The sequence below is a fragment of the Collinsella aerofaciens ATCC 25986 genome (genome assembly GCF_964239575.1).
GTDB classification, from domain to species: Bacteria; Actinomycetota; Coriobacteriia; order Coriobacteriales; family Coriobacteriaceae; genus Collinsella; species Collinsella aerofaciens_BQ.
The window spans coordinates 36,694-61,378 of the sequence record NZ_CAXSQQ010000008.1 but is presented as its reverse complement, the minus strand read 5'-3'; the positions used below and the strand labels follow the sequence as shown (position 1 = coordinate 61,378).

At 60.3% G+C, this 24,685-nt stretch carries 20 protein-coding genes and 1 tRNA gene; 6 read left to right on the top strand and 15 right to left on the bottom strand.

All coding sequences use genetic code 11. The features are described 5' to 3' along the window. From ACESUZ_RS05890 to pknB, 4 genes are all read left to right on the top strand, one after another. On the top strand, positions 1-417 hold the full coding sequence (locus tag ACESUZ_RS05890) for an FHA domain-containing protein (RefSeq protein ID WP_006235180.1): 417 nt from the start codon (positions 1-3) through the stop codon (positions 415-417). Beyond that, positions 414-2,348 carry a Stp1/IreP family PP2C-type Ser/Thr phosphatase gene (locus tag ACESUZ_RS05885; RefSeq protein ID WP_373198999.1) on the top strand — a complete coding sequence of 645 codons (1,935 nt, stop codon included), beginning with the start codon at positions 414-416 and terminating at the stop codon, positions 2,346-2,348. The genes ACESUZ_RS05890 and ACESUZ_RS05885 overlap by 4 nt, the downstream gene beginning before the upstream one ends. Before the next feature lie 16 nt (positions 2,349-2,364). Beyond that, a complete protein-coding gene (locus tag ACESUZ_RS05880; RefSeq protein WP_373198997.1) occupies positions 2,365-5,235 on the top strand; it encodes an FtsW/RodA/SpoVE family cell cycle protein in 2,871 nt (956 codons plus the stop codon). Between the two features lie 132 nt (positions 5,236-5,367). Beyond that, a complete protein-coding gene (gene pknB, locus ACESUZ_RS05875) occupies positions 5,368-7,314 on the top strand; it encodes a Stk1 family PASTA domain-containing Ser/Thr kinase (RefSeq protein WP_373198996.1) in 1,947 nt (648 codons plus the stop codon). Between the two features lie 177 nt (positions 7,315-7,491). On the opposite strand, the gene ACESUZ_RS05870 is transcribed toward pknB, so the two are convergent. Then, positions 7,492-7,674, bottom strand: a complete 183-nt coding sequence (locus tag ACESUZ_RS05870) for a hypothetical protein (RefSeq protein ID WP_373198994.1) — start codon at positions 7,672-7,674, stop codon at positions 7,492-7,494. Between the two features lie 94 nt (positions 7,675-7,768). Here ACESUZ_RS05870 and ACESUZ_RS05865 point away from each other — a divergent pair, with 94 nt between their 5' ends. After that, positions 7,769-8,752, top strand: a complete 984-nt coding sequence (locus ACESUZ_RS05865) for a LacI family DNA-binding transcriptional regulator (protein ID WP_368151691.1) — start codon at positions 7,769-7,771, stop codon at positions 8,750-8,752. A 99-nt stretch (positions 8,753-8,851) separates the two neighbouring features. Here the strand turns inward: ACESUZ_RS05865 and rpiB are convergent, their stop codons facing one another. The 5 genes from rpiB to ACESUZ_RS05840 all read right to left on the bottom strand — a co-directional run bounded on the left by rpiB (position 8,852) and on the right by ACESUZ_RS05840 (position 13,606). After that, a complete protein-coding gene (gene rpiB / locus ACESUZ_RS05860; protein WP_373198992.1) occupies positions 8,852-9,328 on the bottom strand; it encodes a ribose 5-phosphate isomerase B in 477 nt (158 codons plus the stop codon). Positions 9,329-9,400: 72 nt separating this feature from the next. Further along, positions 9,401-10,054 (bottom strand): ribulose-phosphate 3-epimerase, encoded by a 654-nt coding sequence (locus tag ACESUZ_RS05855; protein ID WP_195361539.1) that lies wholly within the window; start codon positions 10,052-10,054, stop codon positions 9,401-9,403. A 265-nt stretch (positions 10,055-10,319) separates the two neighbouring features. Next, positions 10,320-11,105: a DeoR/GlpR family DNA-binding transcription regulator gene (locus ACESUZ_RS05850; RefSeq protein WP_229055615.1), complete on the bottom strand. Its 786-nt coding sequence runs from the start codon at positions 11,103-11,105 to the stop codon at positions 10,320-10,322. Between the two features lie 182 nt (positions 11,106-11,287). Then, positions 11,288-12,664, bottom strand: a complete 1,377-nt coding sequence (locus ACESUZ_RS05845) for a PTS transporter subunit EIIC (protein WP_271748624.1) — start codon at positions 12,662-12,664, stop codon at positions 11,288-11,290. A gap of 3 nt (positions 12,665-12,667) precedes the next feature. Further along, positions 12,668-13,606 (bottom strand): sugar phosphate isomerase/epimerase family protein, encoded by a 939-nt coding sequence (locus ACESUZ_RS05840; protein ID WP_373198990.1) that lies wholly within the window; start codon positions 13,604-13,606, stop codon positions 12,668-12,670. Positions 13,607-14,389: 783 nt separating this feature from the next. Here ACESUZ_RS05840 and ACESUZ_RS05835 point away from each other — a divergent pair. Next, the gene (locus ACESUZ_RS05835) at positions 14,390-14,722 is read left to right on the top strand and encodes an AAA family ATPase (protein ID WP_368146379.1); all 333 of its coding nucleotides are present in this window, start codon (positions 14,390-14,392) and stop codon (positions 14,720-14,722) included. Here the strand turns inward: ACESUZ_RS05835 and ACESUZ_RS05830 are convergent. The 9 genes from ACESUZ_RS05830 to ACESUZ_RS05790 form a co-directional block, all read right to left on the bottom strand. Further along, positions 14,627-15,841, bottom strand: coding sequence for a type II restriction endonuclease (locus tag ACESUZ_RS05830; RefSeq protein ID WP_195361543.1), 1,215 nt, complete (start codon positions 15,839-15,841; stop codon positions 14,627-14,629). The genes ACESUZ_RS05835 and ACESUZ_RS05830 overlap by 96 nt on opposite strands. A gap of 1 nt (position 15,842) precedes the next feature. Continuing rightward, the gene (gene dcm, locus ACESUZ_RS05825) at positions 15,843-16,991 is read right to left on the bottom strand and encodes a DNA (cytosine-5-)-methyltransferase (protein WP_117763364.1); all 1,149 of its coding nucleotides are present in this window, start codon (positions 16,989-16,991) and stop codon (positions 15,843-15,845) included. A 257-nt stretch (positions 16,992-17,248) separates the two neighbouring features. Continuing rightward, positions 17,249-17,324 (bottom strand) — tRNA-Arg (locus ACESUZ_RS05820). 292 nt (positions 17,325-17,616) lie between these two features. Then, a complete protein-coding gene (locus ACESUZ_RS05815; RefSeq protein WP_373198988.1) occupies positions 17,617-18,015 on the bottom strand; it encodes a DUF956 family protein in 399 nt (132 codons plus the stop codon). A 120-nt stretch (positions 18,016-18,135) separates the two neighbouring features. Continuing rightward, entirely contained in the window at positions 18,136-19,056 is a 921-nt protein-coding gene (locus ACESUZ_RS05810) for a PTS system mannose/fructose/sorbose family transporter subunit IID (protein ID WP_271739910.1), read from the bottom strand. A gap of 16 nt (positions 19,057-19,072) precedes the next feature. Beyond that, positions 19,073-19,891 (bottom strand): PTS mannose/fructose/sorbose transporter subunit IIC, encoded by an 819-nt coding sequence (locus ACESUZ_RS05805; protein ID WP_271739911.1) that lies wholly within the window; start codon positions 19,889-19,891, stop codon positions 19,073-19,075. A gap of 18 nt (positions 19,892-19,909) precedes the next feature. After that, a complete protein-coding gene (locus tag ACESUZ_RS05800) occupies positions 19,910-20,899 on the bottom strand; it encodes a PTS sugar transporter subunit IIB (protein ID WP_154518426.1) in 990 nt (329 codons plus the stop codon). Between the two features lie 402 nt (positions 20,900-21,301). Further along, positions 21,302-21,730 (bottom strand): hydrogenase maturation nickel metallochaperone HypA/HybF, encoded by a 429-nt coding sequence (locus ACESUZ_RS05795; RefSeq protein WP_373198987.1) that lies wholly within the window; start codon positions 21,728-21,730, stop codon positions 21,302-21,304. A gap of 96 nt (positions 21,731-21,826) precedes the next feature. Continuing rightward, positions 21,827-24,604: an FAD-dependent oxidoreductase gene (locus ACESUZ_RS05790; RefSeq protein ID WP_373198986.1), complete on the bottom strand. Its 2,778-nt coding sequence runs from the start codon at positions 24,602-24,604 to the stop codon at positions 21,827-21,829. Between the last annotated feature and the right edge of the window lie 81 nt (positions 24,605-24,685).

Genomic DNA, 24,685 nt, shown 5'->3' with positions numbered 1-24,685 from the left:
ATGAACATCGATATCGTCCTTTTTGCAGGCCGCATCGTCCTGGTCGCCCTGCTCTATATCTTCCTGTTCGCCGTCATGAAGACCGGCGTGGGACTTGTGCGCGGGCAGCGCCGCGACTCGGCTATCTGGACGATCGATGTGGACAAGGGTCCGCGCGGTATCCGCGGCATCCACGTAGACATGCTCGGCCCCGTCATCGTCGGTCGCTCGCCATCTTCGGACATCTGCATCAACGAACCGTTCGTCTCGGCCTCGCATGCGCGCTTTTCGCTACAGGGCCCGGCGCTCATCATCGAGGACCTCAACTCGCTTAACGGCACGCTCGTCAACGGCCGCCAGCTCGTGGAGCCCGCGACGCTGCGTGAGGGCGACGAAGTCCAGATTGGCGACGTGGTCATGAAGGTGAACCGTCGATGATCGACGAGGAGAACAAGTCCGCAACTATGACCGAGGCACCGGCTGCCGCCGCAGCTGCGCCGGCCCACGCCGCTCCGGCGGGCTCCGCACCCGTGGAACCCGAGGACACCGTGTTCTCCCTGCCTCTTTCGCATGTAACGCATGATATTTCGGATCTCGCCGATAACGAAGACGAAGAGGATGCCGTAGCGGCGCCCATCGGCGCACATGCTGCGGAACAGCCCACAGCGCCCGAAGCAACCCCGGCGCCGGCTCACTTTGCAGAGCCCGTCGCCGCGGCAATCAACGAGAGCGCTGCGGTGTTTGCGGCACCCGAGCCCGCCGCGCCGGCGTTTCCCATAGCCCCGGCATCCGAGGTTGCGCCCGCGTCTACGCCGGCGCCCGAGGCGGGGACATCCCCCGAGGACGGCCCTGCACCCAAGACCCCGCAGCCTGCGCCCGCAAGCGAGTCCGATGCCGTGGCCGAGCCCGCCGCCCAGTCGCAAAACACGCCCGCGCCGTCGCACTTTGCGACGCCCGATCCTATAGACGTCAGCCCGCAAGATGACGAGTCGACCGCCCGCGTTTCCGAGGAGCCCGACTCCCCGGACACCGGCGATTCCGAATCAAACGCCGAGACCGACACCGTCTCTCCCGGTGACACAGCCGAGATCGACGTTGCCGCCGTTGAGGCCAAGCTCAAAGACCCCGGCTCGACCATGAGCTTTGAACCCCTAACCGAGGAGCGCATCGAGACCGACTCGACCTATGATGCCGGCACCACCACGCAACTCATGTGGGGCGCCCGCTCCGACGTTGGCTGTGTGCGCCCGCACAATGAGGATTCCTACCTGGTGCAGTCGCCGCTCTTTTGCGTATGCGACGGCATGGGCGGTCACGCCGCCGGCGAGGTAGCCTCCTCTATCGCTGTCGAGACCATTGCCAAGACAGCTCCTCAGTCTGCCGACGCCGCACGCCTGGCGGCAGCCGTCGAGGCCGCCAACGCCGCCGTAATCGAGGCTGCCTTGAATGGCCTGGGCAAGCCCGGCATGGGCTGCACAGCCACTTGCGCCTATATCGAAAACGACACGCTCGCCATCGCCCACGTGGGTGACTCTCGCGCCTACCTGCTCCACGAGGGCACGCTCATCCGCGTGACCCGCGACCACTCCTACGTGGAGGAGCTCGTGGACGCCGGCGAAATCACGGCAGACGAGGCTCGCGTCCACCCCAACCGTTCGGTCATCACCCGCGCGCTGGGCTCGGATCCCGCCATGTATGCCGACCACTTTACCCTGCACATCGAGGAAGGCGACCGCCTGATTCTGTGCTCCGACGGTCTTTCAAGCATGATTCCCGATAGCGATATCGAGAACATTGCTACGCAGTCCTCGAGCGCACAGATCTGTGTCGACAACTTGGTGGACGCGGCGCTCGCCGCCGGCGGCCACGACAATGTGACCGTGGTGGTCGTCGACCTGGTCGACGACGGCGTCATGCGCGAGGCAAAACGCGTCCGACGCCGCAATGTCACCATCGCCACCGTCTTGGCCCTTGTCTTTGTTCTGGTAGCAGGCATCTGGGCATACACGGGCGTCACCGGCTCCTATTACTTGGGAACCTACCACGGCAATGTCGCCGTCTGGCGCGGCCTGCCCGGCAAGACGCTCGGGGTCGAGCTCCACTGGCTCGAGAGCGAAACCAGCATCAAGCTGTCCGACCTGCCCGAAGACACGCAAAACCGCCTGAAGGCAGGCATTCCGCAAACGAGTGTCGACGATGCGCAGGACACCATTTCCAAGTATCGCCATCAGATTGACGAAGAGCAGACCCGTCAGGTGATTGACGCGCAAACGATTCGCGACAACACCGATCAGGAATCCGCCTCCGAGTCAGATTCCGAGAAAACCGCCGAACAGTCAGCCGAGGCCGAGGCCTCCGATAAGAATTAGAAAGGGAGTGCCGCTTATGAGTCGCCGCAACACCGAACTGCTCTTGCTCATCGCCTCGGCGTTCCCCGTCATCCTGCTCTATGCGATGTACGTGCTCACCGCGGGTGCCACGATTTCCTTTGAGACGCTCGCCGTGCCGATCGGCCTGTTCGCCGCCTTCGCCGCGGCGCATATCGCCGTGCGCATCCTGGCGCCCGGCGCCGACCCCGCCATCCTGCCCATCGTCTTTGTGCTCTCGGGCATCGGCATCACATTCGTGACGCGCCTGGCCCCCGACCTCGCCATCTCGCAGCTCATCATCTTGTTTGTCTCGGTGGCGCTCATGGTGGGAACGCTCGCACTGGTCAAGAACCTCGACGTGGTCATGCGCTACAAGTACACCTTTGGCATTATCGGCATCATCCTGCTGATGCTGCCGATCTTTATCGGCACCACGATCTCGGGCTCCAAGCTGTGGATTCGCATCGCGGGTTTCACCATCCAGCCCGGCGAGTTCGCCAAGGTCTTCATCGTCTTGTTCCTGGCAGGCTATCTGGCCGAGAACCGCGAGCTGCTCTCCATCTCCAACCGCAAGATCCTGGGCCTCAAGATTCCGCGCTTCCGCCTGCTGCTGCCGCTGTTTGCCGTGTGGGGCGTGTGCCTGCTCATCGTCGTCTTCGAACGCGACCTGGGCTCGGCCGTCCTGTTCTACACCATCTTTTTGCTGATGCTCTATGTTGCCACGGGACGCTTTTCGTACGTCATCATCGGCCTTGCGCTGCTGGCCGTTGGAGCCGTGGGTGCCTACAAGTTCCTGTCGCACGTGCAGGTGCGCTTTCAGGTCTGGGTCGATCCGTTTAAGGACGCCCAGGGTCAGGGCTACCAGATCGTACAGTCACTTTACTCGCTGGCTGACGGCGGCCTGGTTGGCGTCGGCATCGGCAATGGCATGGCAAACAACATCCCCGTCGTCGAGTCCGACTTTATCTTCTCGGCCATCGGCGAGGAAATGGGCCTTTTGGGCGGCGGCGCCGTGCTCATCCTGTTTATGCTTTTTGCCGTGCGTGGCCTCACCACGGCAGCCCGCGCCAAGTCCGACCTTGCCGCCTTTAGCGCGACCGGCCTTACGGCGGCCATCAGCTTCCAGGCATTCTTAATCGTTGGCGGCGTAACCCGCCTGATCCCACTGACCGGCGTCACCCTGCCCTTTATGAGCCAGGGCGGCTCCTCGCTGCTGGCGAGCTTTATCATCGTCGCGCTGCTGCTGCGCGCCGGCGACGAGGCAACCGGACGCGAAGCCGAGCTCACCGGCACCGGCACCATGGCCGCCATCACCGATGACCAGGTCGCATCCGCCGCTGCCCCGACCGGTACGCGTTTTGCCAACGCACCTTCCTACAGCCACGGCAACCACTCCGCGGGTTCTCGCATGCGTCGTCGCCTGCTCGACACGCCTGAGTCCGGCGTGCTCGGCCGCGTGGCGCTTGCCAACCGTCTAACTCGTGCCGTGCTTGCCTTCACGGCGCTGTTCGCCATCCTTATCGGCAACCTCACCTATGTCCAGGTCATCAAGGCGAAGGACTATCAGGACATGCCGACCAACAACCACACCATCGCCCGCTCCAAGTACATCCAGCGTGGCTCCATCATCACGTCCGACGGCGTGACACTAGCCGAGTCGCTGCAACAGGAGGACGGCACCTACGCCCGCTCCTACCCCAACGGCAACATGGCCGCGCATGTGGTGGGCTACGTGAGCCAGCAATACGGCACCGCAGGCATCGAGAGCGTCATGAACGATACGCTCACCGGCTCCAAGGATTACTCCAGCTGGAACAACGCCATCGCGTCGCTCGCGGGGCAGACCCAGCCGGGCAATACCGCCAAGCTCACCATCGACTCGCGCATCCAGACGGCTGCCGAGCAGGCGCTCAAGGGCTTTAAGGGCGCTGTGGTGGTCATGGATCCGCGCACCGGTGCGGTCCTTGCGTGTGCGAGCTCGCCCACCTACGACAACACCAACATCGACGCCCTGATGCAGTCGGGCGGTGGCGAGGACGGCTCCATGTACGACCGCGCCATGGACGCGCTGTACACCCCGGGCTCGACCTTTAAGGTCGTCACACTCTCCGCGGCGCTCGAAACCGGCACTGCCAGCCTTACCAGCACGTACCAGGCGCCCGGCTCCATGGATATTGGCAACGCGCCGGTCACCAACTATGCCAACGAGAGTTACGGCACCATCAGCCTGCAGCAGGCCTTCGCCGTGTCGTCCAACGTCGTCTTTGGCCAGGTGGCCAACGAGGTCGGCGCCAACTCGCTCGTCCAGTTTGCCAACGCCTTTGGCTACGGTCAAAAGCTCGGTCAGGATCTGACCACCGCGGCTTCCATCATGGCCGACCCGTCGCTTATGACCGAGTGGGAGACCGCTTGGGCAGGCGCCGGCCAGCCCGTCGGCATGGACCACACACCTGGCCCGCAGACCACCGTCATGCAGAATTGCGTGATCGCTGCCGCTATCGCCAACAGCGGCGTGGTCATGGACCCGTTCTTTGTGTCCCAGATACTCGCCCCGGACGGGACCGTGGTTAAGACCACGCAGTCCCGCTCGCTGGGCCAGGCTGTCAGCTCTACCACGGCCGACCAGGTCAAGCAGGCCATGCTCGCCGTCTTCCAGTCCGGCACCGGCACCGATGCCCAGATTCCGGGCGTCAAGGTTGCCGGCAAGACCGGTTCGGCCGAGATCGGCGGCACCAACGTCAACTCTATGTTTGTTGGCTTTGCACCTTACGATTCACCCACGGTTGCCATCTCGGTGGCCCTGGAGGATTACGACAAACACGACGTCAAGGCGGCCAAGATTGCCGGCATCGTCCTGACCGCGGCGCTCGCCGCACAGGGAGCGTGATGCCCGTGATCAAGGCGGATACTTGGGGCACGCCACGGCCGATGAGCTAGCGGCAACGCGTCACACGGCCCCAGCGGCCACATCATAGGTACTACACACATCGTTGAGCGAATAGTTATGTTAGGAGCAGGAATGGAACAGAGGGTCCTCGGGGGAAGATACCTCCTCAAGGATAAGGTAGGAACAGGCGGCATGGCGACCGTCTACCGTGCACAGGACCAGGTTCTCGACCGCACGGTTGCCGTCAAGATCATGCTGCCGCAGTATGCCGGCGACGCCACCTTCGCCGCCCGCTTTAAGCAGGAGGCCCAGGCAGCTGCCGGCCTGTCCTCCCCCTATATCGTGGGCGTCTACGACTGGGGCAAGGACGGCGACACCTATTACATCGTCATGGAGTACCTGCGCGGTACCGACCTTAAGAGCGGCATCAAGAGCCACGGCGCCCTCGATCCCAAGAAGGTCGCGCAGATCGGCTCGCAGATCAGCTCCGCGCTTTCGGTCGCACACAAGCACGAGATCATCCACCGCGACATTAAGCCGCAAAACATCATGGTGCTGCCCGACGGCAACATCAAGGTAATGGATTTTGGCATCGCACGCGCCAAGAACAGCCATCTCACGCAGGATAATAACGTGCTGGGCACCGCCCACTATGTAAGCCCCGAGCAGACCCGCGGCCAGGACCTCGGCCCCACCTCGGATATCTACTCGCTTGGTGTCGTCATGTACGAGTGCGCCACCGGCCGCGTACCCTTTGACGGCGACGACGCCATCTCGGTCGCGCTCAAGCAGGTCAACGAGCTCCCCATCCCGCCGAGCCAGATCAACTCCGGCGTCGATGCCGACCTGGAACGCATCATCCTCAAGTGCATGGAGAAGGACCCGGCAAACCGCTTCCAGACGGCCGACGAGCTGCGCCAGGTGCTCAACAGCTACCTGTCCGGCCGTGCCGTCAACGTCTCGGAGCCCACGCGCATCATTGGTGCCGCCGGCGACCTGGGTGCCACCAAGACCCGTGAGCTTTCCGACTCAACGCGCGCTATGGTTCGTCCCGTCTCGGGCGTGAGCGGTCAGAATACCGCCCGTAGCGCTGTCTCGGGCTCCACGGGCTCCTACGAGGTCGAGAAGCCTAAGTCCAACAAGAACAAGATCATCGCCGCCGTGATTGCCGCCGTCGCCGTAATTGGCGTTGTAGTGGCCTTTGCCACGGGCATGTTCAGTGGCGAACAGGTCACGGTGCCCGACGTGCTGGGCAAGGACCAGGAAACCGCTATTGAGCTGATCAAGGAAGCAGGCCTTGAGGTTGGCACCGTCGACCAGAGCTACAACGACGATGTCGACGAGGGAAAGGTCGCCGAGCAGACCCCCAACGGCAACACCAAGAAGGCCAAGGGCACAAGGGTGAACCTGGTAATCTCCAAGGGCCCCAAGCCCTCCGAGAAGGTTGAGGTTCCGCAGCTCGTCGGCCTGACCAAGGACCAGGCCGAGGCCGCACTGGCAAGCGTGGGCCTGAAGGGCAGCGCTTCGGAGGAAGCCAATGAGGCCGAAGAGGGCCAGGTCTTTGAGCAGAGCACTGCTGCCGGCAAAGAGGTCGAGAAGGGCACGACCATCTCGTACAAGGTCTCTGGCGGCCCGGACACCACCTCTGTGCCCGATCTGACCGACATGACCGAGGCCCAGGCGCGCAACGCTCTCGACATGGCTGGCTTTGGCGTCGACGTGAGCTACCAGGAAAACGACTCGGTTACCGAGGGCACCGTAATTAGCTGGAACCCCAGCGGCAAGCAGAAGCCCGGCGCCACGATCACCGTCGTCATCGCCAAGAAGTCCGGCAAGGCCAGCGTCCCGGGCAACCTGTACGGCAAGAGCATCTCCGCCGCCGTCACCGCGCTCAACAACGCCGGTTTCTACAACATCGCATTCTGCGATCAGAACGGCAACCCCGTGAGCGGCAACGAAAACGCCACCGTTACGGGTGTCTCCCCCACCGGCAAGCAGTCCACCGACAGCACGATCACGCTGACGGTCGCACTTTCTGGCTCCACCTCGGGTGACGATTCCGGCACGACGACTAACTAGTCGACAACCCATCACCTGCAGCGGCTATGGCCGCAAACATATTCGCTCAGAAGCGCCCGCTTGCTCCCCGGCAAGCGGGCGCTTTGTTTATCGACAGGCCAGGGCTCCATAGCAACACAAAGAGGCCCGCAAAAACAAGCCTCCCAGGTGACAACAGAATATGTAATGCAGTAATTACTAGCCGCAGAACTTCACCATGATCTCGACCACGAGCTTCTCGGAGTTGAGCTGCTGTATCATGATGCCCTGCTGGAACAGCGGGATGTTGGCGCGCGTGTGCTCCGGATCGGAGTGCTCGACGAACTCCTTCTTATCCAAGGTGCAGACCGAGCGCGACAAAACGACTTCGAAGCGACCCATTACGGCATCGCGCATGCGCTACAATCTCGGTTAATCTGTTAACCACCCGAAAGCAGCAGGAGGCCCCATGCCCACACCAGGCAAGCGCCCATCCATGCGCCAGATTGCCGTCGCGGCCGGCGTATCCGTCGCCACGGTCTCCCACGTCATCAACGGCAGCGGCCGTTTTTCCGAAGACACCCGCAAACGCGTGGAAGCCGCCCTAAAGGAATACGGCTACGTCACGAACATGGCGGCGAAGAGCCTCCGTATGGCCCAGTCCCGGACCATCGGTATGATCGTGCCGGACATCTCCAACGACTTCTTTTCCAAGATCGCCCTGCATGTGGAGCGCGAGCTGGCAACCGAGGACTACTCGGTCTTTGTTTGCAACAGCGCCAATGACCCCGCCCGCGAGCGTGACTACTTCCGCACGCTGGCAAGCAAGCAGGCCGACGGTATCATCTGTATCTCCGGCCTGCGCAGGCTCGACGGCGAGTTCGTCCCCCACGGAATCCCCGTGGTCTGCATCGACCGTGCGCCCGAAAACGACCTCGGTTTCCCACACGTGGGCTCCGACAACATCGGCGGTGGCTACATGGCGACCGAGCACCTCATCGAGCGCGGCTGCAAGGACATCCTGAGCATCTCGAGTTTTACCGCCAACTACCCCGGCAACGAGCGCCAGATGGGCTACGAGCGGGCGCTCGCCGCGCACGGAATGCCGCTACGCCGCGACTACCAGCTGTTTGTCTCGGGTAAGCAGCCGAGCATCATCGAGTCGGAAGAGCTCGTGACCGACTTCCTCTCCACGGGCTACCCCGTCGACGGCGTCTTCGCCCATAGCGACCACGCAGCCGTGGGCGCGCTGCGTGCGCTCGTTGCCGCCGGCAAGCGCGTACCCGAAGACGTCCGTCTCATCGGCTTCGACGATTCCGTTTACGCGCAGCTTCCGACGCCGCAAATCAGCACCATCCGCCGCTTCCCCGAGCGCCTCGCGCACGAGGGATGTCAGGCCCTGCTCGCCCTGCTGCGCGGCGAAGAGCCCGAGATGGAGACGCTTGTCCCCGTTAAGCTCGTGCAACGCGCGAGCAGCTAGACAGCGGGCAGCGAATAGCCGCGTTTTTCTCTCGCATGTGCTCTATCCCACGCGCGACATGCAAAAAGCCCGCCACCACACGGGTGACGGGCTTTTCCGCTACCAGCCGCGTGCTTCCTCCGCACGTACGAGCTGACGAGCCTCGATCTGGCGAATCATATCGATGCGTCGCTGGTGACGGCCGCCCTCGAACTCGCCGGTGAGCCAGGCGTCGACAATCATTTTGGCCAGCTCGATGCCTACCACACGAGCACCAAATGCGAGCATGTTGGTGTTGTTGTGCTCGCGCGACAGGCGAGCGGAATACGGCTCAGAGCAGGTGCAGCAACGGATACCGCGCACCTTGTTGGCGGCAAGCGAGATGCCCACACCCGTACCGCAGATAACGATACCGTGATCAACCTCGCCGGACATGACAGCGTCCGCCACGGCCTCACCCGCGATGGGATAGTCAAAGCGCTCGGTGCTGTCCGTACCGAAGTTCACGACTTCGTAGCCGTACTTCTCCTGGATATACGCCGTGATGGCTTCCTTGTACTCGACTGCGACGTGGTCGTTTCCAATACCGATCTTCAAAAGAGACCCCTTTCCATAAGAACCATTCGCGCATGCCGCGCGCTCAATCCGTCCTAATTCGCCGTTCCGCTTCTAATACACCTCGCCGGCGCGCAAACGGCGCAGACACTCCTCGTAACCAGCGTCCTTGCCAAACAGCGCACTGGTGCCCAGGATAAATCCGTCCGCGCCAATGGCGGACAGGTCGCGCACGCGCTCGGGCGAGCAGGCGCCGTCGATCATGAGCTTGAAGCCAAAGCGCTCCTTCAGCGCGGCAAGGCGACGCACCTTGTCGTTCGTGAACTCGATAAAGCTCTGACCGGCAAAACCCGGATTCACCGTCATGACCATCACGTAATCGCAGAGGTTCAACATCTCCTCGATCTCGGAGATAGAGGTGTCGGGGTTCACGGCGATACCGGCGCTCTTGCCGAGGGACTTAATCGCGGCGAGTGTCTTGACCACGTAACGCTCGGACTCCGGATGGATATAGATGATGTCCGCGCCGGCGGAGGCGAAAAGTTCAACCTTGCTGGCAGGATTCTCGACCATAAGGTGCACGTCGACGAGCTTGTTGGTGGCAGCTCGCACGGCCTTGATGTCTTCGAGACCCATGGCGAAATTGGGAACGAAACTGCCGTCCATCACGTCGCAATGGAAGATGTCGATGCCGGCGGCGTCGAGATCCTCGACGGTCGCACGCAGATTGCCGTAGTCGGCGCACATGAGACTGGGGCAGAGCAGCATAGTGAACTCCTTATCCGCTCGGTGATTATCTACTCGGTGGTAATTAATCGTTTAACCTTTATCTACAGTCTGGCTGATTAATCGTTTAACCACGTTGTTAACCTGCAGGCTTTTCCAGATTCACAACGTTGCCATATTTGCCTATCTAGCTGGTATCATGCAGGAGCCCGCACCACGAAACGCTGTCGTATTCCCTAGGAAGAAATCCCGCTACGCGGACAGCAGCAGCCAGGGGCCGCAATCCGCAGACCTGAGCCCGGACCCCCTACGCTCCAGGCGTGATCAGGCGCGCGCACTGGGCGATCTTCTCGTCATAGGACTCCGCGATAATCGACACACCATCGAACCCAAACGCGCGAACATTCGAGAACTGATGGAACTTCGAGCTGTCGCACAGCACGTACGCCTTATTCGAATTCTCGCGCACGATGCGCTTCTTCGCCGCCTCAACGTAGGAGGGCGTCATGACGCCGCGGTCCTCGTCAATCGCGTTGGTCCCGATAAACGCCTTATCGAAGTACAGATCGCGCAGGATCGATTCGGTCATAGAACCGCAGAACGAGGAGTTCACATAGTTGAACTCGCCACCCACCACGATGAGCTGGGCGCGCGTCTCGCTCTTAATCAGGCACGCCGAGGCATCCGTCGTGTAAATTGTCACGTCGCGGTCGAGCAGCAGACGCAGCAGCGCCGTGCAGGTGGAACCCGAGTCCAAGTAGAGCGTGTCCCCGTCCTCAACAAAACGCAAGGCGACTTGGGCAATCTGTTCCTTCTCACTCCCGTGTAGGCCCGAACGCGTCGAGATACTCACCTCGTGGACAGCCGAGAGGAGCCTCACCGCGCCGCCCGAAAGATGCTCAACCTTGCCAAGCGCCTCCAGCTCCTTGAGGTCGCGACGTAGCGTCGAAATAGAGACGCCCGGCAGCTCCTCCTGCAGCTCGGAAATCCTCGCGAGGCCCGACTTCTGCAGGCACTCTACAATTCGCTCCTGGCGCTCATACGGAATCATATTGGGAACCTCTCCAAACCACTCTGCTTCACGCTCGTTCATTTCTTTTCGAAAAGTGTAACGCACAAGCAGAATAGCGGCCGCCACCTGTTGCGATGACGACCGCTTAATCGATTGACCTACCCTCTCGTTCACAATTTGAACGAGGTTGACACACCTCGCGTAAGCGCGACGCTCTTCAAGCGAAGAGAACGACCCTAGGAGAGGCGGCGCATCCGGGGCTCTTAGGCGAGCTGATCCTCCTTGCCGGTGAAGGCGAAGGCAAGAACACCGGCCACGACGGCGGAAATGAGCATGCCGACCATAGCCCAAGCGAAGTTCATGGGGTCGGAACTCACGAAAGCCGGGAACGTAGTGACGGAACCGAAGGTGAACGCAGTGGTGACGACCTTCATGATACCGAGGAACGCGCCGCCGACGGCACCGCCGATGATCTGCGCAAGCCAGACCTTCTTGTTCTTCACGAGCATACCGAACAGCGTGGGCTCGATGATGGCGGACAGGGCGATCGATACGACACCGGTCATCGCGAAGCTCTTGAGCTTCTGGTCGCGGGCCTTGAGGAACACGCCGAAGGCGCAGCCGATAACGGCGAAGTTGCAGGCGAAGGTGAAGGGGCAGATGTAGTCGAAGCCGTTCTGAGCGATGTTGTTGATCATGATGGGGTTCACGGCCCAGTGGATGCCCATGGACACCAGCACGGACCAGCCGCCGCCAACCAGCACGCCGGCGAACACGGAGCTGCGCTCGATCAGCCAGTTGACCACGAAGGCGATGGCCTCACCAGCGTAGACGCCCAGGGGACCGATGACGAGCATGGTGAGCGGAACCATAACGATCAGGGAGATGGCGGGCAGCACGACGAGCTTGAGCATCTCGGAAACGTGCTCATCGAGCCACTTGTACAGGTACGAGTAGACCCAGACAGACAAGATGGCAGGGATAACCGTGGAGTTGTAGTTCATGAGAACCACGGGGATGCCGAAGAAGTCCGTCATGGCGCCGTTGCCCGCGTCGCCCATGAGGGCGATGAAGTCCGGGTAGAGCAGGCACGCGCCGAGCAGCGCCGACAGGTACGGGCTCGCGCCGAAGCGCTTGCCGGCGGAGAAGCCGAGCAGCACGGGCAGGAAGTAGAACACGCTCATGGCCAGGGTGTACAGGATAGTGTAGGTACCCGTGCCCTCGGCGATGATGCCGAGCTGGGCGGCAAGGATGACAAAGCCGCGCAGGATACCAGAGCCGGCCATGGCGGGCAACAGCGGGGCAAAGATGCCGGAAATCGCGGAGAAGATCTGGCTGACGATGCTCTCGCCCTCGTCCTTGGTAGCAGCGGAGATTTCCACGCCCGAACCCTTGACCAGCGGCTCAAACTTCTCGTACAGCTTCGGGACCTCAGTGCCGATGAGAACCTGGTACTGACCGGCCTTGTTCAGCGTGTTCACAACGCCTTCGACTTCCTTGACCGCAGCGTCGTCGCAAGCCGCGTCGTCTTTGAGATTGAGGCGCAGGCGCGTCGCGCAGTGCGTCATGCCCGAGATGTTCTCGGGACCACCGACGGCGTCCAGAATCCCCTGAGCCATCGCGTTCCAGTCGCGTTTCATTGGTTACCTCCCCATTGCGCAGAAGAGCTCGCGGACAAGCTCGGCTGCCTTAATCGCGTCGTTTGCATCGATAACGGATTGGATCTTCTCCATGCCTACGGTCTCGATGGCGTCGTTGAGCAGATGGATCATCTGGTCGTTCTGTGCAGCCTCGCCGGCAGCGGGCTCGATGACCGGGAACGTGTCGAAGTAGATTGCGCTGTCGTAACCGTGCTTCTTCACGTAGTAGAGGAACTCGAGGGTCTTCACCGGCGTGGACGTACCAATCATAAGGCCATCGTCGAAGCGACCGTTGCCGTCGTTTAGGTGAATGCCGTAGAGCTTGCCCTCGCGGCCGAACAGGTCGGCGGCCATGGCAGGGTTCTCGTGCTTCATGAGCATGTGGCAGTAATCCAGCGTGACACCCAGGTTCGGGCGGTCTGCAGCGTTGAGAATCATGCCGGTCATACCCATGGAGTCGATGAACGCGTACGCGCGCTCCTCGTAGGGTTTGTACTCAATCGAGATCTTGAGGTCGGGCGCGTAGTCGCAAACCTTCTGGAATGCGGCTACGAGCTGGTCGAAGACGCGAGCGTAGGCGATCTGGAAGCTGTAGTCAAAGCCGTCGTGGCCGAGCCAGATGGTCACCGTGTTGCCACCGGCAGTGCGGCAGTAGTCGCACGCCTCGTAGCAGAGCTCAAGGGCTTCCGCGGCAAGGGCATCATCGGCATTGCCCAGGTCACCGTTGAGGAAGGCGTTGCGGAAGCGCAGCGCGCAGCCGTTCAGCTGCAGGTCGTGAGCTGCGAGCTTGGCGGCCATGTCCTCAGCCGTGACACCTGTGCAGTGCTCGGGGTAGTTGAGGTCGACGTGCGTGAGGCCCACGCTCTGGAACTCCGCGAACACGCGATCAAGATTCTTGTCGCCATCGCGAAAATAGGAGTTGATACGAGTTGCAAGCTTCATGCTTCTACGTCCTTTACCTTCGTCCTTGATCGTTTCTGCCCGTTCGAGCACCTGATCTATATCCGTAATTCGATAAGGGCCGCCGCCTGCGCGCCGGGGCTTACCCTGTGACATGTAGATTACTGCCACATAAGTTCATTTTCAATCAGTATTTTTCACTCTTTTTCTCATTGTGTCAGAGTTTTTCACCGTATAAAGCCATCTACCTTGTGGTTTTGCTGTTAATCAAGTTTGACCATTCTTGAAATTACCTGATTTTTTCTGAATTAATTTGCGGTTTATCGGTAAAAATCGACCGCTCACGGCTGACGGCGACGCAAGATGGAAGATACTTGCATGAGGAAAAGCACTGAATTCCCAGCGCCGATTCGAATGACGCGATTGGTGACGCGAGCGTCGACGGCCCGAATCTGCCGTCGGCCCCCACTAACCAAAAACGGCGCCGCTCACGCGACGCCGTCATATTCCCTGGTCCCCCGGGCGGATTCGATAACTCCCCCCCGCGGGGAAATTGGTGACGCGGGTGTCGACGGCGCTGAGCGCTCCGTGTTTTGGTATGTGGATATGGCAGCCATCAACCTTTCTCGGCATGTGAAACTCTAGGCACATATGAGCATACCTGAGCGACGCAACACATGCGCTCCATCTATCCCAACAAGCTCCAGCGGTACCCGCACTTCCCATTTCGTGTAGAAAAGGGCCTGTATATACTTCCCATTTCGTGTATTGAATCAGGTAACCACACTTCCCATTTCGTGTATACAGCAGCTAGATTGGGCAATCATGTCAGTATTCAGACGTACGGCCTACAATAAACTCCTCGATTGGAAAGCGAGCAATGGATCCCGAGCCATCATGCTCGAGGGGGCCCGCCGCGTTGGAAAAAGCACCCTTGCCCAAGAGTTTGCGCAGTCCAAATACAAATCCCACCTCGTGATCGACGAATCTGTTGCGAGTGAAAAAAGAAGACCGGAGACTCAACTGGTCTCCGGCCTCATTTCTAAAAAACGTCTCGTGGTTCTACTCGTGCTGTCGGGCTTCTACCAGCCTGCAGAAGTCGTTGACGCTCATGAGCCATTCCCTTTGCGCGGGCGTGTAGGTTTCGAACAGCGATGAGGGCACAACGAGGCTGAGCCTGTCCTTAGCCATAGCTCGTGTGTAATCCTCACTTACGGCGGGCTCAAGTGTTACAAGATGCTTGTCCTCGATTCTGTCAGCCTCATCAAGCACCTGACGCCAACGCTCCTTGATGGTTGTCTTGGCACCGAGCATCGTCAGTCGAGCGACAGGGAACTTGGGGTCGTGGTAATCGTCAATAGAGGGAAAGATGAAATCCGGCTTTGATTTGCCCTCGGTGTATTTCTGCGCCGAGTAGCGTATGCCCCTAGCATCGAATAGCATCGAGAGTTGATTCTCGAACGCCGTCCCCGCACGGGACTTGCGGCGCTGGAAGGCCGACATAGTGGTGCGCAGCACGCCATCAACATCAAGCGCCGAGCCAAGGTATGGCGCGAGGTCGCGCTCCAAGAGATGCCGCTCGAAGACGCGGAACAGCATCTCTTCGCGTTCGTAACAAGCGACCAAGCAGCCATCCGGGTCGCCCGTCCAATCGAGCTTTCCAAGGGTGGAAGCTGAGTAGGCTGAGAAGTCTGCCCCTTTGGGGAAGGACTCGCCGAATTTCTCGATCATACCGTCGAGGAAGTTCTCCGCTGCGATCGGCATGCTAACTTCGATGCCGATGGACTCCAAAATCCTTGCGGCGATCGACGTGATGCGCGTATCCTCCCGAGCAGAGGGCGTAAAACCCTTCTCGCCAACCCCGTCGAGCGCGAAGAGCCAGCGAACTTGAGATTCCGCCGTACTCCCCGCTCGGGCAAATAGGATTACGACCTCCTTGGCTTCGTGTAGGGCCAAAACCATGAGGTCGCCCGGACGGGCCATGCCCATGGCAGCATTATCGTTGTAGTAGAGCCTATACTCAGTTCTAGTTGGATGCTTCCTGCGGGCGTCGTACCAAGTGGTATAACCATGGTCGAATATAGGGTCTGCACCATCATCGAGATATGCGAAGGTAGTTCGCATCCCCTTTATGTCATCGTCTCCGAAAAGCGCGCGCAAAGGCCCCACGCCGTTGAATTCGTGCTGGTGGCTTTTATTGGCCCCCATGATGTCAACGCCCGCGAGGGTTTTCGCGACAGCACCGTCAAAATACGCGCCAAGTACTCCATAGTCCATCCTAGAACACCTCCATCATCAACTTCGCGACCGAGCGCACGACCGGCACGGTCACGGAGTTGCCGAACTGCCTGTATGCCTGAGTATCCGACACCGGGATGATGAACTCATCGGGAAATCCTTGCAGGCGCGCGCATTCGCGGGGAGTGAGTTTACGAGGGTTTTTTCCTTCCTGCCCGACCAGAATCTCGCTGCCATCCTTGTGGTACCGGGCGGAAAGCGTCCTTGTCGTGTCCTCTGGGCCGACCATCGAGTATCCAAAGCCGTGACCCGCCGCCTCATGCTTTTCGCGATAGGCGCGCAGATAGGCCCATAGCTTATCCGAAATGGTGTAGCGTTCGTTTGGTTGCTCTTCGAGGATTTCCCCTAGCGTATGTCCCGGTCCCGGCACCTCAAGGTCATCCCACGAGAAGGGAACTTCCTCCCTGAACCCCACGATGTAGATGCGCTCCCTGTGCTGGCACGTCCAGTTTTTTGAATCAAGCACTTTCCAGAAAATATGGTATCCAAGGTCCTCCTCAAGCGTCTGTCGTATGACCTTGAAGGTCTTCCCGCCGTCGTGACTCGTAAGGTTCTTAACGTTCTCAAGCAAGAAGGCCTTCGGGCGCTTGTCGCGTATGATGCGAGCGACCTCGAAAAAGAGGGTTCCCTGCGTTTTATCCTCAAAGCCGGTGGGTCTCCCCAAAGATTGCTTCTTCGAAACGCCTGCAAGGGAGAATGGCTGACAAGGAAAGCCTGCGAGCAGGACATCGAAGTCCGGTATATCGTTTGATGCGACCTGACGGATGTCGCCCGCCGGGGTCTCTCCATAGTTCATCCGGTAGGTTTTCTGGGCGAACTTATCCCACTCGCAAGAGAAGACGCACCTACCGCCAAGCTCCTGGAACGGCATTCGTATACCGCCGATGCCCGCGAAGAGATCGCAGAAGGTAAAAGGCGCGTCGCTGCGCTCCCCTTGGTCAAATGGAGCCCCCGCATCGAGCGATGCGATAAAGGCGCATTCAGCCGCCGTTGGACTAGTATCCCCAGACTCCCAGCGCCGAACGGTGCGTTCGCCAGACGAGCCCATACCAAGGGCGGCGGCGAACTCCTTTTGGGTGAGGCCGAGGTCAATTCTCTTTTGCGCTATATCAGCTGCATTTAGTTGCATGGGACGCCTATCTTGGTTGAAAAACGGTCAAACTGTCCTGTATTTACCACAGCGTTAGTCTATCACCCCGAGCGGACATGTCTTCCCCTTGCTTCAGTCCGCCTCTAAACCCCGTAGCATCAACTGGGCTTTAGGGCTTGGACACTCTACCGGAGGGCTCTAGACGCAATTGGTGACGCGGGTGTCGACGGCCCGAATCCGCCGGCGGCCCCCGCAAACCAGAAACGGCGCCGCTCCCGCGACGCCGTCATATTCCCTGGTGCCCCCGGGCGGATTCGAACCGTCGACACCCGCTTTAGGAGAGCGGTGCTCTATCCCCTGAGCTACGGAGGCATGTTGTACTAGTGTAGCAGATTTGCCCCTTGGCCATGTAGCGCATGGCCACTCATCAAGAAGGCTCTGCAGCGAATTATCGCCGTAGAGCCTTCTCAATAGCGGAAAATTATAACCCAGAATAACGCAAAATAATGGGATGAGGTTTCCTCTAACCACATGTAAGGGAAATTCCATCCCGGTATTCGGCTAAAAAATGGGACAAGCTTTCCCAACTGGCGCTCAAAAGGAAAATGCATCCCGGAATGAGAACGAATTCCGGGATGCATTTTCCGCCATCTATCGCAGACGACTAGTCGCCTTTGTGAAAGAGGCTTTTGATGGCAGCAGGGATGCTCTTGGCGCCCTTGGTCGTTACGTCGATAAAGTCGGGCGAACGCACGAGTCTATCCTCGTCCACGTACTTGCGCACAGCGCGCAGCGTCTCTTTGTCGTCGCGCGTCGAAAACGTAAAGTGACCGTTGTCCTTGGTGAAGATGGCAAAACGCGTAATCTTCTTGGTGCCGCGCAAGACCTCGGCGGCAATATAGTCGACCTCGTCCCACGGGATTTGAATATAATCCTCGGGATTGCGCTCGTTATAGTACTCAAACGCCTTATTGCCCACCATCACGTTACCGTGGCTGGTAAGCCCCATCAGGCAGGTTGCCGGCGTTGCCAGATCGACCTTGCTGTTCTGAGATTGCGCCATACGCGCCTCGCCCTCCAATAAAAACAATCGGACCGCATCCAGTGTACCCACCGGGTGCGGTCCGTTTCAATGGCTCAAAAGCCCTTGCCTAGCAACTCTCGGTCTTAAGCCGAAGCGTGCTTACATGAAGCCGCAGACGCGACCGATGATGCCGACGGCGAAGAGAGCCAGGATGATGACGATCGGGCTGACCTTCTTCTTGAGGAGCTTGCAGACCAGCAGGGTCAGGCACACAGCGGCAAGGCCGGGGATGAGCTGATCGAGGTTAGCCTGAAGCGTGGTGACCTTAACCTGATCAAGGGCGGTAGCACCGATGGAGTTGTACATCGTCAGCGCTTCCTTGACGCCCTCGGAGCCGGAGGGCAGGCTAGCCCAGTCGATAAAGGCGCCAGCAGACTGCGTGACCTTGGAGACGACCGGGGTGAAGGAGATGGACACCCAGCGCTCGACCAGGGCGCCGATGATGAACATACCCAGGATGGAAGCACCCTCGGTGACCTTGCCCATCAGACCGCCGGAGAGGTCCTTGGCGATGGAGGAGCCGACCTTGTAGCCAAACTCCTGCGTGTACCACAGGAAGGCGTAACGGATGATGTTCCACGCGAAGAAGAACAGCAGCGGACCGGCGATGCTGCCGGACAGGGCCATGGAAGCGCCCAGAGCGCCCAGAATCGGGCGAAGGGTGAACCAGAAGGCAGGGTCGCCGACGCCGGCGAGCGGGCCCATCATACCGACCTTGACGCCCTGGATGGCGACGTCGTCGATCGGAGCACCGTTGGCGCGCTCCTCCTCGAGGGCGAGGGTAACGCCAATGACGGGGGCGGAAACATAGGGGTGGGTGTTATAGAACTCCAGGTGGCGCTTAAGAGCGGCAATCTGGTCATCCTTGCTGGTGTAGAGCTTCTTGATCGCAGGGATCATTGCGAAGCACCAGCCGCCGTTCTGCATACGCTCGTAGTTCCACGAGCCCTGAAGGAACTGATGACGGAAGCAAACCTTCTTGCGGTCAGCCTTGGTGAGCTGAATCTTGTTCTCTGCCATATGTATCACTCCCCTCCTACTCGTAATCGTTCAGAATATCGCCGAGCGGGTCGCCGGAGCCACCGCCCATGCCGCCACCCTGCTTGGCCAGATCCTTAAGGCCAAGGTAGATGAGGGCAAGGGAGATGCCGATGAGGCCAAGGGCGATCAGCGTGAGCTGAGGGATGGCAGCAAGGACAAAGCCGAGGATGAAGAACGGCCAGGTCTCCTTGGTGGCCATCATGTTGATGACCATGGCGTAACCGACGGAAGCGACCATGCCGCCGCCGACAGCCATGCCGCCGGACAGCCAGTCGGGCATAGCGTTAAGCGCGTTGGTAACTGCCTCGGCCGGGATGATGCACAGAAGTACTGCCGGAATGGCGATACGAAGGCCCTGCATAAGGATGGCAATGTACTGCCAGCGCTCGATGCCGGCGAAGTCGCCCTTCTCGGCGCAGCCGTCCATGGCGTGAGCGATAGCGGTAGCCAGGGTACGGCAGATCATGGTCAGGAACAGACCAGCGACCGACAGCGGGACGGCGACGGCGATGGCGGCGGTAACGGCCTTCGACGGATCGGTAGCGCCGCCGTTGAGGGCGAGCACCATGATGATCGAAGAGGCGACCGAGGCCAGAGCGGCGTCAGGCGCGACGGCGGCGCCGACGTTAGCCCAGCCAAGGGCCATCATCTGGAGCGAACCGCCCAGGAGGATGCCCTCCTGAAGGTGACCGGTTACGAGACCGATAAGCGTGCATGCCACGAGCGGCTGATGGAACTGGAACTCATCCAGAATGCCTTCCATACCGGCAAGCAACGCGACAATCGCAACAAGCAGAATAGTGATTGCAGACATGTATCGGACCCTCCTTTACTATGCTTGAGCGGCCAGTTCGGCCTTAGCTTTCTTCAACATGGCGTCGAGATCCTCGGAGGAATCCGAAGGAACCTTGCGGACCTCGAACTTGACGCCCTTGGCCTTGAGGGCCTCGAGAGTCTTAACGTCGTCATCGCCCATAGCGACGGCGTTGGTGACGACAACCTTGCCCTTGGAGTGAGCCATGGAACCGATGTTGACTTCTTTGATGTCGACGCCGGCCTCGATGGCCTTGAGCAGATCCTGCGGGTTCTCGAAGAGCAGCATGGCCTTGGTGTCACCAAAGCGCGTGTCCTTGACGACCTCGGCCATCTTCTTGATGGGAACGACGTTGGCATGGACTCCCGGAGGGGCAGCCTGCTCGATCATGGTCTTGCGGAGCTCGTCGTGAGCAACGCCGTCGGAAACCACGATGATGCGGTTGGGGTTGATCTGCTTGGTCCACGTGGTGGCCACCTGGCCATGGAGCAGACGGGTGTCGATACGGACGTGGGCGATCTTGATGTGCCCGTCGCCGATGACCGTTCCCGGAGGGATGGCGCCTGCAGGAGCAGCGGCGGCCGTAGCCGGCTTCTTCTCCTCGGGCTCCAGAGACTCGGGCTTGACGCGCACGCCAGCCTTAGCCTCAGTCACAAGATGTTTTGCGATCGCATGTGCAGTGTTCTTTGCGTCAAAGCGCTGCGAATATGCCTCGATGAGCATAGGCAGGTTGACACCGGTGACGATAGCCCAGGAATCGTGGCCCTCGATGAGCCCGCTGATCTGGTTGAACGGCGTGCCGCCCCACAGATCAACGAGGAAGAGCACCTGCTCCTGGTCCTCGAAGGAAGCGATTGCTTCCTCGACCTTGGCACGGAAGTCGTCGGGGCCCATGCTCGGCTCGAGCGAGACCACGGCTACAGACGGCTGATCGCCAAAGACCATCGAGCCCGTCTGCTTGATTCCAGCAGCCAAGTCCCCGTGGCTAGCAAGAACAATACTTACCATCACATAACCTCCTTTTTGTCTACGTATTTCCTACACGACATTAAGGAAGTATACCTGTTTGGTTTGTGGAATTATAGCTAAATTCGCAAAAGGTTGGTTTATTTGTTTAAACGTCTATGTTTGTTACAAATTGATTACGTTACCGCTTTTTGACTCATTACACGCCAAGGCGTCGCACATCAAGCCATGCATTTTACAGATACAAACAGGCTGTTCATTAATATCGATTTTGGCAAGCGCGAATGCGCTTGTACTGCCGCTATTTTGTTTAAACAGACATGACTTGACTATTATCGTGACTTATGCTCTAGCGCAAGTAGTCATTGGGGACGTTCTTAAACGACTAGTCGTTGGGGACGTTCTTGTTTGACTAGTCGTTTAAGAACGTCCCCAACGACCAAGTTAGGCGATATGGAGGGGGTTGGCGGCGTCGACGGCATCGGGGGCGTCGGAGAGGCCGTCGGGAGCAGCGTCTGCCGGATCCTCGTCGGGGGTCTCAATCTGTTTGATCATGACCTCCTGGCCCTGCAGCAGATATGTTTCGCCGCTGCCGCAATGGGGGCAGGTCTTGCCGTGCTCGACCGTCACGTAGTCGCGGCCGCACGACTCGCAATGCGTCACGGCCTCGACAGGCTCCACGATAAGCTCCGCGCCCTGCGTGATAGGCTTTTTATCCGCCGCCCAGCGCCAGGCGTCGAGCAGCAAGTCGGGAACGACGCCCGAGACCTCGCCCAGCAGCAACGTCACGCTCGAAACGCGACGCACGCCATTGGCGCGCGCCACGTTCTCAACATCGCGAATGATGTGATAAACGATTCCCAATTCATGCAAGGCGAAACCCTTTCTGCAGAGGTTGATTCGATGCAAACTCAAAGCAAGGGGACGGCGAAATCTAGTCTGCGCCGTCCCCTTACCCGTCATGGTTACCTATTTACGACCAAATTTGATCTTAATGGCACGCTTGAGCGCGTACTTGCCGAGGCTTGGGAGCTTTTGCTCGTATTTGACCATCGTGGAGCACTCGGGGCGGTCGCGATCCAGATGGATGGCGTCGAACGCGCACTTGGTGGTGCACAGGCCGCAGCCGATGCACTTGTTGGGGTCGACGATCGAGGCACCGCAACCCAGGCAACGGGCGGTCTCGGCGCGCACCTGGTCTTCGGTAAAGGTCTCGACGTACTCGCTAAAGGGCGCAGCCTTCTCGCGGTCGCGGTTAACATGCGCCACCTCGCGGCTCGCGTTGTCATAGCTCTCGATCACGACATCGTCGCGGTCGAGCGCGGTGTAGCGGCGCTGGTTGCGGCCGATGGTGAGCGTGGAGCCCGGCTGCACAAAGCGATGGATGGACACGGCGGCCTCGTGGCCGGCGGCGATGGCATCGATGGCGAAGCTGGGGCCAGTATAGACATCGCCGCCCACAAAGATGTCGGGCTCAGCGGTCTGATAGGTCTGGGGGTCGGCAAGGGCACCCTGGCCGCGGCCAAGCTCCACCTTGGAGCCAGCCAGCAGGTCGCCCCACACAATGGACTGGCCAATCGACATGACCACACGATCGGCATCGACACGGCGCAGATCGTTCTCGTCGTACTCGGGCGCAAAACGGCCCTCGTCGTCAAAGACACGCGTGCAGCGCTTGAAGGTGATACCGCACACACGACCGGCCTCGTCCAGGTGAACCTCCTTGGGACCCCAGCCGCAGCTGATGTGAGCGCCGTCCTCAACGGCCTCGCGACGCTCCTCCTCGCTGGCGGGCATCTGGGCCTCGCTCTCCAGGCAGAACATCTCAACGTGCTCGGAACCCAAACGGCAGGCGTTGCGCGCGACATCGATAGCCACGTTGCCGCCGCCCACCACGATGGTGCGGCCGGACAGCGCGTCGATCTTGCCACTGTTGACCTCGCGCAAAAAGTCGACGGCCACGGTCACGTCCTCGGCATCCTCGCCCGGAATGCCGGCAAGGCGGCCGCCCTGGCAGCCAATAGCCACGTAGAAGGCCTTAAAGCCCTGCTCGCGCAGCTCGTCGAGCGTCACATCGCGACCGACCTCCACGCCATAGCGGAACTCGGCGCCCATCAGGCGAATGATCTCGACCTCGGCCTCGATAACGTCCTTCTCCAGCTTAAAGCTGGGAATACCGTAGGTGAGCATGCCGCCCGGGCGCTCGTTCTTCTCGAATACGACGGGCTTATAGCCCTTCTCGGCCAGGTAGAAAGCGCAGGACAGACCGGCCGGGCCGGCACCGATAATGGCGATCTTCTGGTCGAAGCCGCCGGCACGCGTCGGGGTCACCACAGGTGGGACATAGCGGGTCGCGGCATCCAGATCGCGCTGGGCGATGAACTTCTTGACCTCGTCGATAGCCACGGCGGCGTCCACACGGCCGCGAGTGCAGGCATCCTCACAGCGGCGGTTGCACACACGGCCGCAGATAGCGGGCAGCGGGTTCTCGCGCTTAATGAGTGCTAGGGCCTCGTCATAGCGACCCTGAGCCGCGAGCTTCAAATAGCCCTGAACGGCGACATGCGCGGGGCAGGCCGTCTTGCAGGGAGCGGTGCCGGACTCATGCGTCTCGATGCGGTTGTCGTTGCGGTAGTTGGGCGACCACTTGGTGTGGTCCCACTTGGTGGCATCGGGCAGCTCCTGGCGCGGATACTCGGGGACCCGTCCGCCCGCCTTTTTGCTGCAGAGCTTCTGGCCCAGCTTGGCGGCGCCGGCCGGACACACCTCAACGCAGCGACCGCAGGCAACGCACTTGTCCTTCTCGACCTTGGCGACATAGGCCGAGCGCGACAGGTTGGGCGTGTTGAATAGCTGCGAGGTGCGCAGGGCATAGCACACGTTGACGTTGCAGTTGCAGATGGCAAAGATCTTGTTCTCGCCGTCGATGTTGGTGATCTGGTGCACAAAGCCGTTGTCCTCGGCCTGGCGCAAAATGTCGTAGACCTCCTCGCGCGTCACGTAATGGCCGCGGTCGGTCTCAACCACATAGTCGGCCATATCGCCCACGGCAATGCACCAGTCGGCGGAGTCGTCGGCGCAGCCCTCACCCATCACGCGACGGCTCGCGCGGCAGCTGCAGGTGCTGGCGGCATATTTGCCATCGTATTTGTCGAGCCAGTGCTCGATATGCTCGATCGGCACCGAGGTGCTCGCGGCGTCGATGGCCTTCTCGACCGGAATGACGTGCATGCCGATGCCGGCGCCACCGGGCGGCACCATCGGCGTAGCCTTGGACAGCGGCCCCTTGGACGCCTGCTCAAAGAACTTGGCATAGACCGGGTGCTCCTCGAGCTGGCTCACGCGCATGTTGAGGAACTCGGCAGAGCCCGGCACCAGCATGGGCAGCACCCACTGCTTGGCGCGCTCGGGGTTTTCCCAGTTGTACTCGAGCAGACCCGTGTAGCTCATGTCGTCGAGCATCTTCTCGATATCGGCCTCGGGCATGCCGGTGAGCTTGGCCATCTCGGGCAGCGTATAGGGACGGCGCATCTTCATCTTGCAGAGCACTTCGGCCTGCTCGTCGGTCGCGGCCTCGGCAAACGACCAGTACTCGTAGCCCAACAGCTCGTCGCGATGCAGCAGACGGTTGGTGCAGTGCTCGCACAGCTTGACGATGGCCTCGCGCGGATGCTCCGGCAGCGGCGGCACGAACTCCGAACCGATGTCGGGCTCGGTGTAGCTAATCCCCGGTCCGTTGAGAATCATGGTTGTCCCTTCTCTTGCCACAGCCCGACGAGGCCGCAGCGCCCCTCTTTTTTTGCAGGCCGGGCATGCCCCATGCCGTTC

Excerpts from the sequence above, each read along its gene's own strand:
- ACESUZ_RS05830 (WP_195361543.1), bottom strand. The coding sequence starts at position 15,841 with ATGGACTATGGAGTACTTGGCGCGTATTTTGACGGTGCTGTCGCGAAA.
- ACESUZ_RS05850 (WP_229055615.1), bottom strand. The coding sequence starts at position 11,105 with ATGAACGAGCGTGAAGCAGAGTGGTTTGGAGAGGTTCCCAATATGATT.
- dcm (WP_117763364.1), bottom strand. The coding sequence starts at position 16,991 with ATGCAACTAAATGCAGCTGATATAGCGCAAAAGAGAATTGACCTCGGC.
- ACESUZ_RS05855 (WP_195361539.1), bottom strand. The coding sequence starts at position 10,054 with ATGCTGCTCTGCCCCAGTCTCATGTGCGCCGACTACGGCAATCTGCGT.
- ACESUZ_RS05865 (WP_368151691.1), top strand. The coding sequence starts at position 7,769 with ATGCGCCAGATTGCCGTCGCGGCCGGCGTATCCGTCGCCACGGTCTCC.
- ACESUZ_RS05845 (WP_271748624.1), bottom strand. The coding sequence starts at position 12,664 with ATGAAACGCGACTGGAACGCGATGGCTCAGGGGATTCTGGACGCCGTC.
- ACESUZ_RS05880 (WP_373198997.1), top strand. The coding sequence starts at position 2,365 with ATGAGTCGCCGCAACACCGAACTGCTCTTGCTCATCGCCTCGGCGTTC.
- ACESUZ_RS05890 (WP_006235180.1), top strand. The coding sequence starts at position 1 with ATGAACATCGATATCGTCCTTTTTGCAGGCCGCATCGTCCTGGTCGCC.
- ACESUZ_RS05835 (WP_368146379.1), top strand. The coding sequence starts at position 14,390 with ATGTCAGTATTCAGACGTACGGCCTACAATAAACTCCTCGATTGGAAA.
- ACESUZ_RS05815 (WP_373198988.1), bottom strand. The coding sequence starts at position 18,015 with ATGGCGCAATCTCAGAACAGCAAGGTCGATCTGGCAACGCCGGCAACC.
- ACESUZ_RS05810 (WP_271739910.1), bottom strand. The coding sequence starts at position 19,056 with ATGGCAGAGAACAAGATTCAGCTCACCAAGGCTGACCGCAAGAAGGTT.
- pknB (WP_373198996.1), top strand. The coding sequence starts at position 5,368 with ATGGAACAGAGGGTCCTCGGGGGAAGATACCTCCTCAAGGATAAGGTA.
- ACESUZ_RS05800 (WP_154518426.1), bottom strand. The coding sequence starts at position 20,899 with ATGGTAAGTATTGTTCTTGCTAGCCACGGGGACTTGGCTGCTGGAATC.
- ACESUZ_RS05805 (WP_271739911.1), bottom strand. The coding sequence starts at position 19,891 with ATGTCTGCAATCACTATTCTGCTTGTTGCGATTGTCGCGTTGCTTGCC.
- ACESUZ_RS05885 (WP_373198999.1), top strand. The coding sequence starts at position 414 with ATGATCGACGAGGAGAACAAGTCCGCAACTATGACCGAGGCACCGGCT.
- ACESUZ_RS05790 (WP_373198986.1), bottom strand. The coding sequence starts at position 24,604 with ATGATTCTCAACGGACCGGGGATTAGCTACACCGAGCCCGACATCGGT.
- ACESUZ_RS05870 (WP_373198994.1), bottom strand. The coding sequence starts at position 7,674 with ATGGGTCGCTTCGAAGTCGTTTTGTCGCGCTCGGTCTGCACCTTGGAT.
- ACESUZ_RS05840 (WP_373198990.1), bottom strand. The coding sequence starts at position 13,606 with ATGAAGCTTGCAACTCGTATCAACTCCTATTTTCGCGATGGCGACAAG.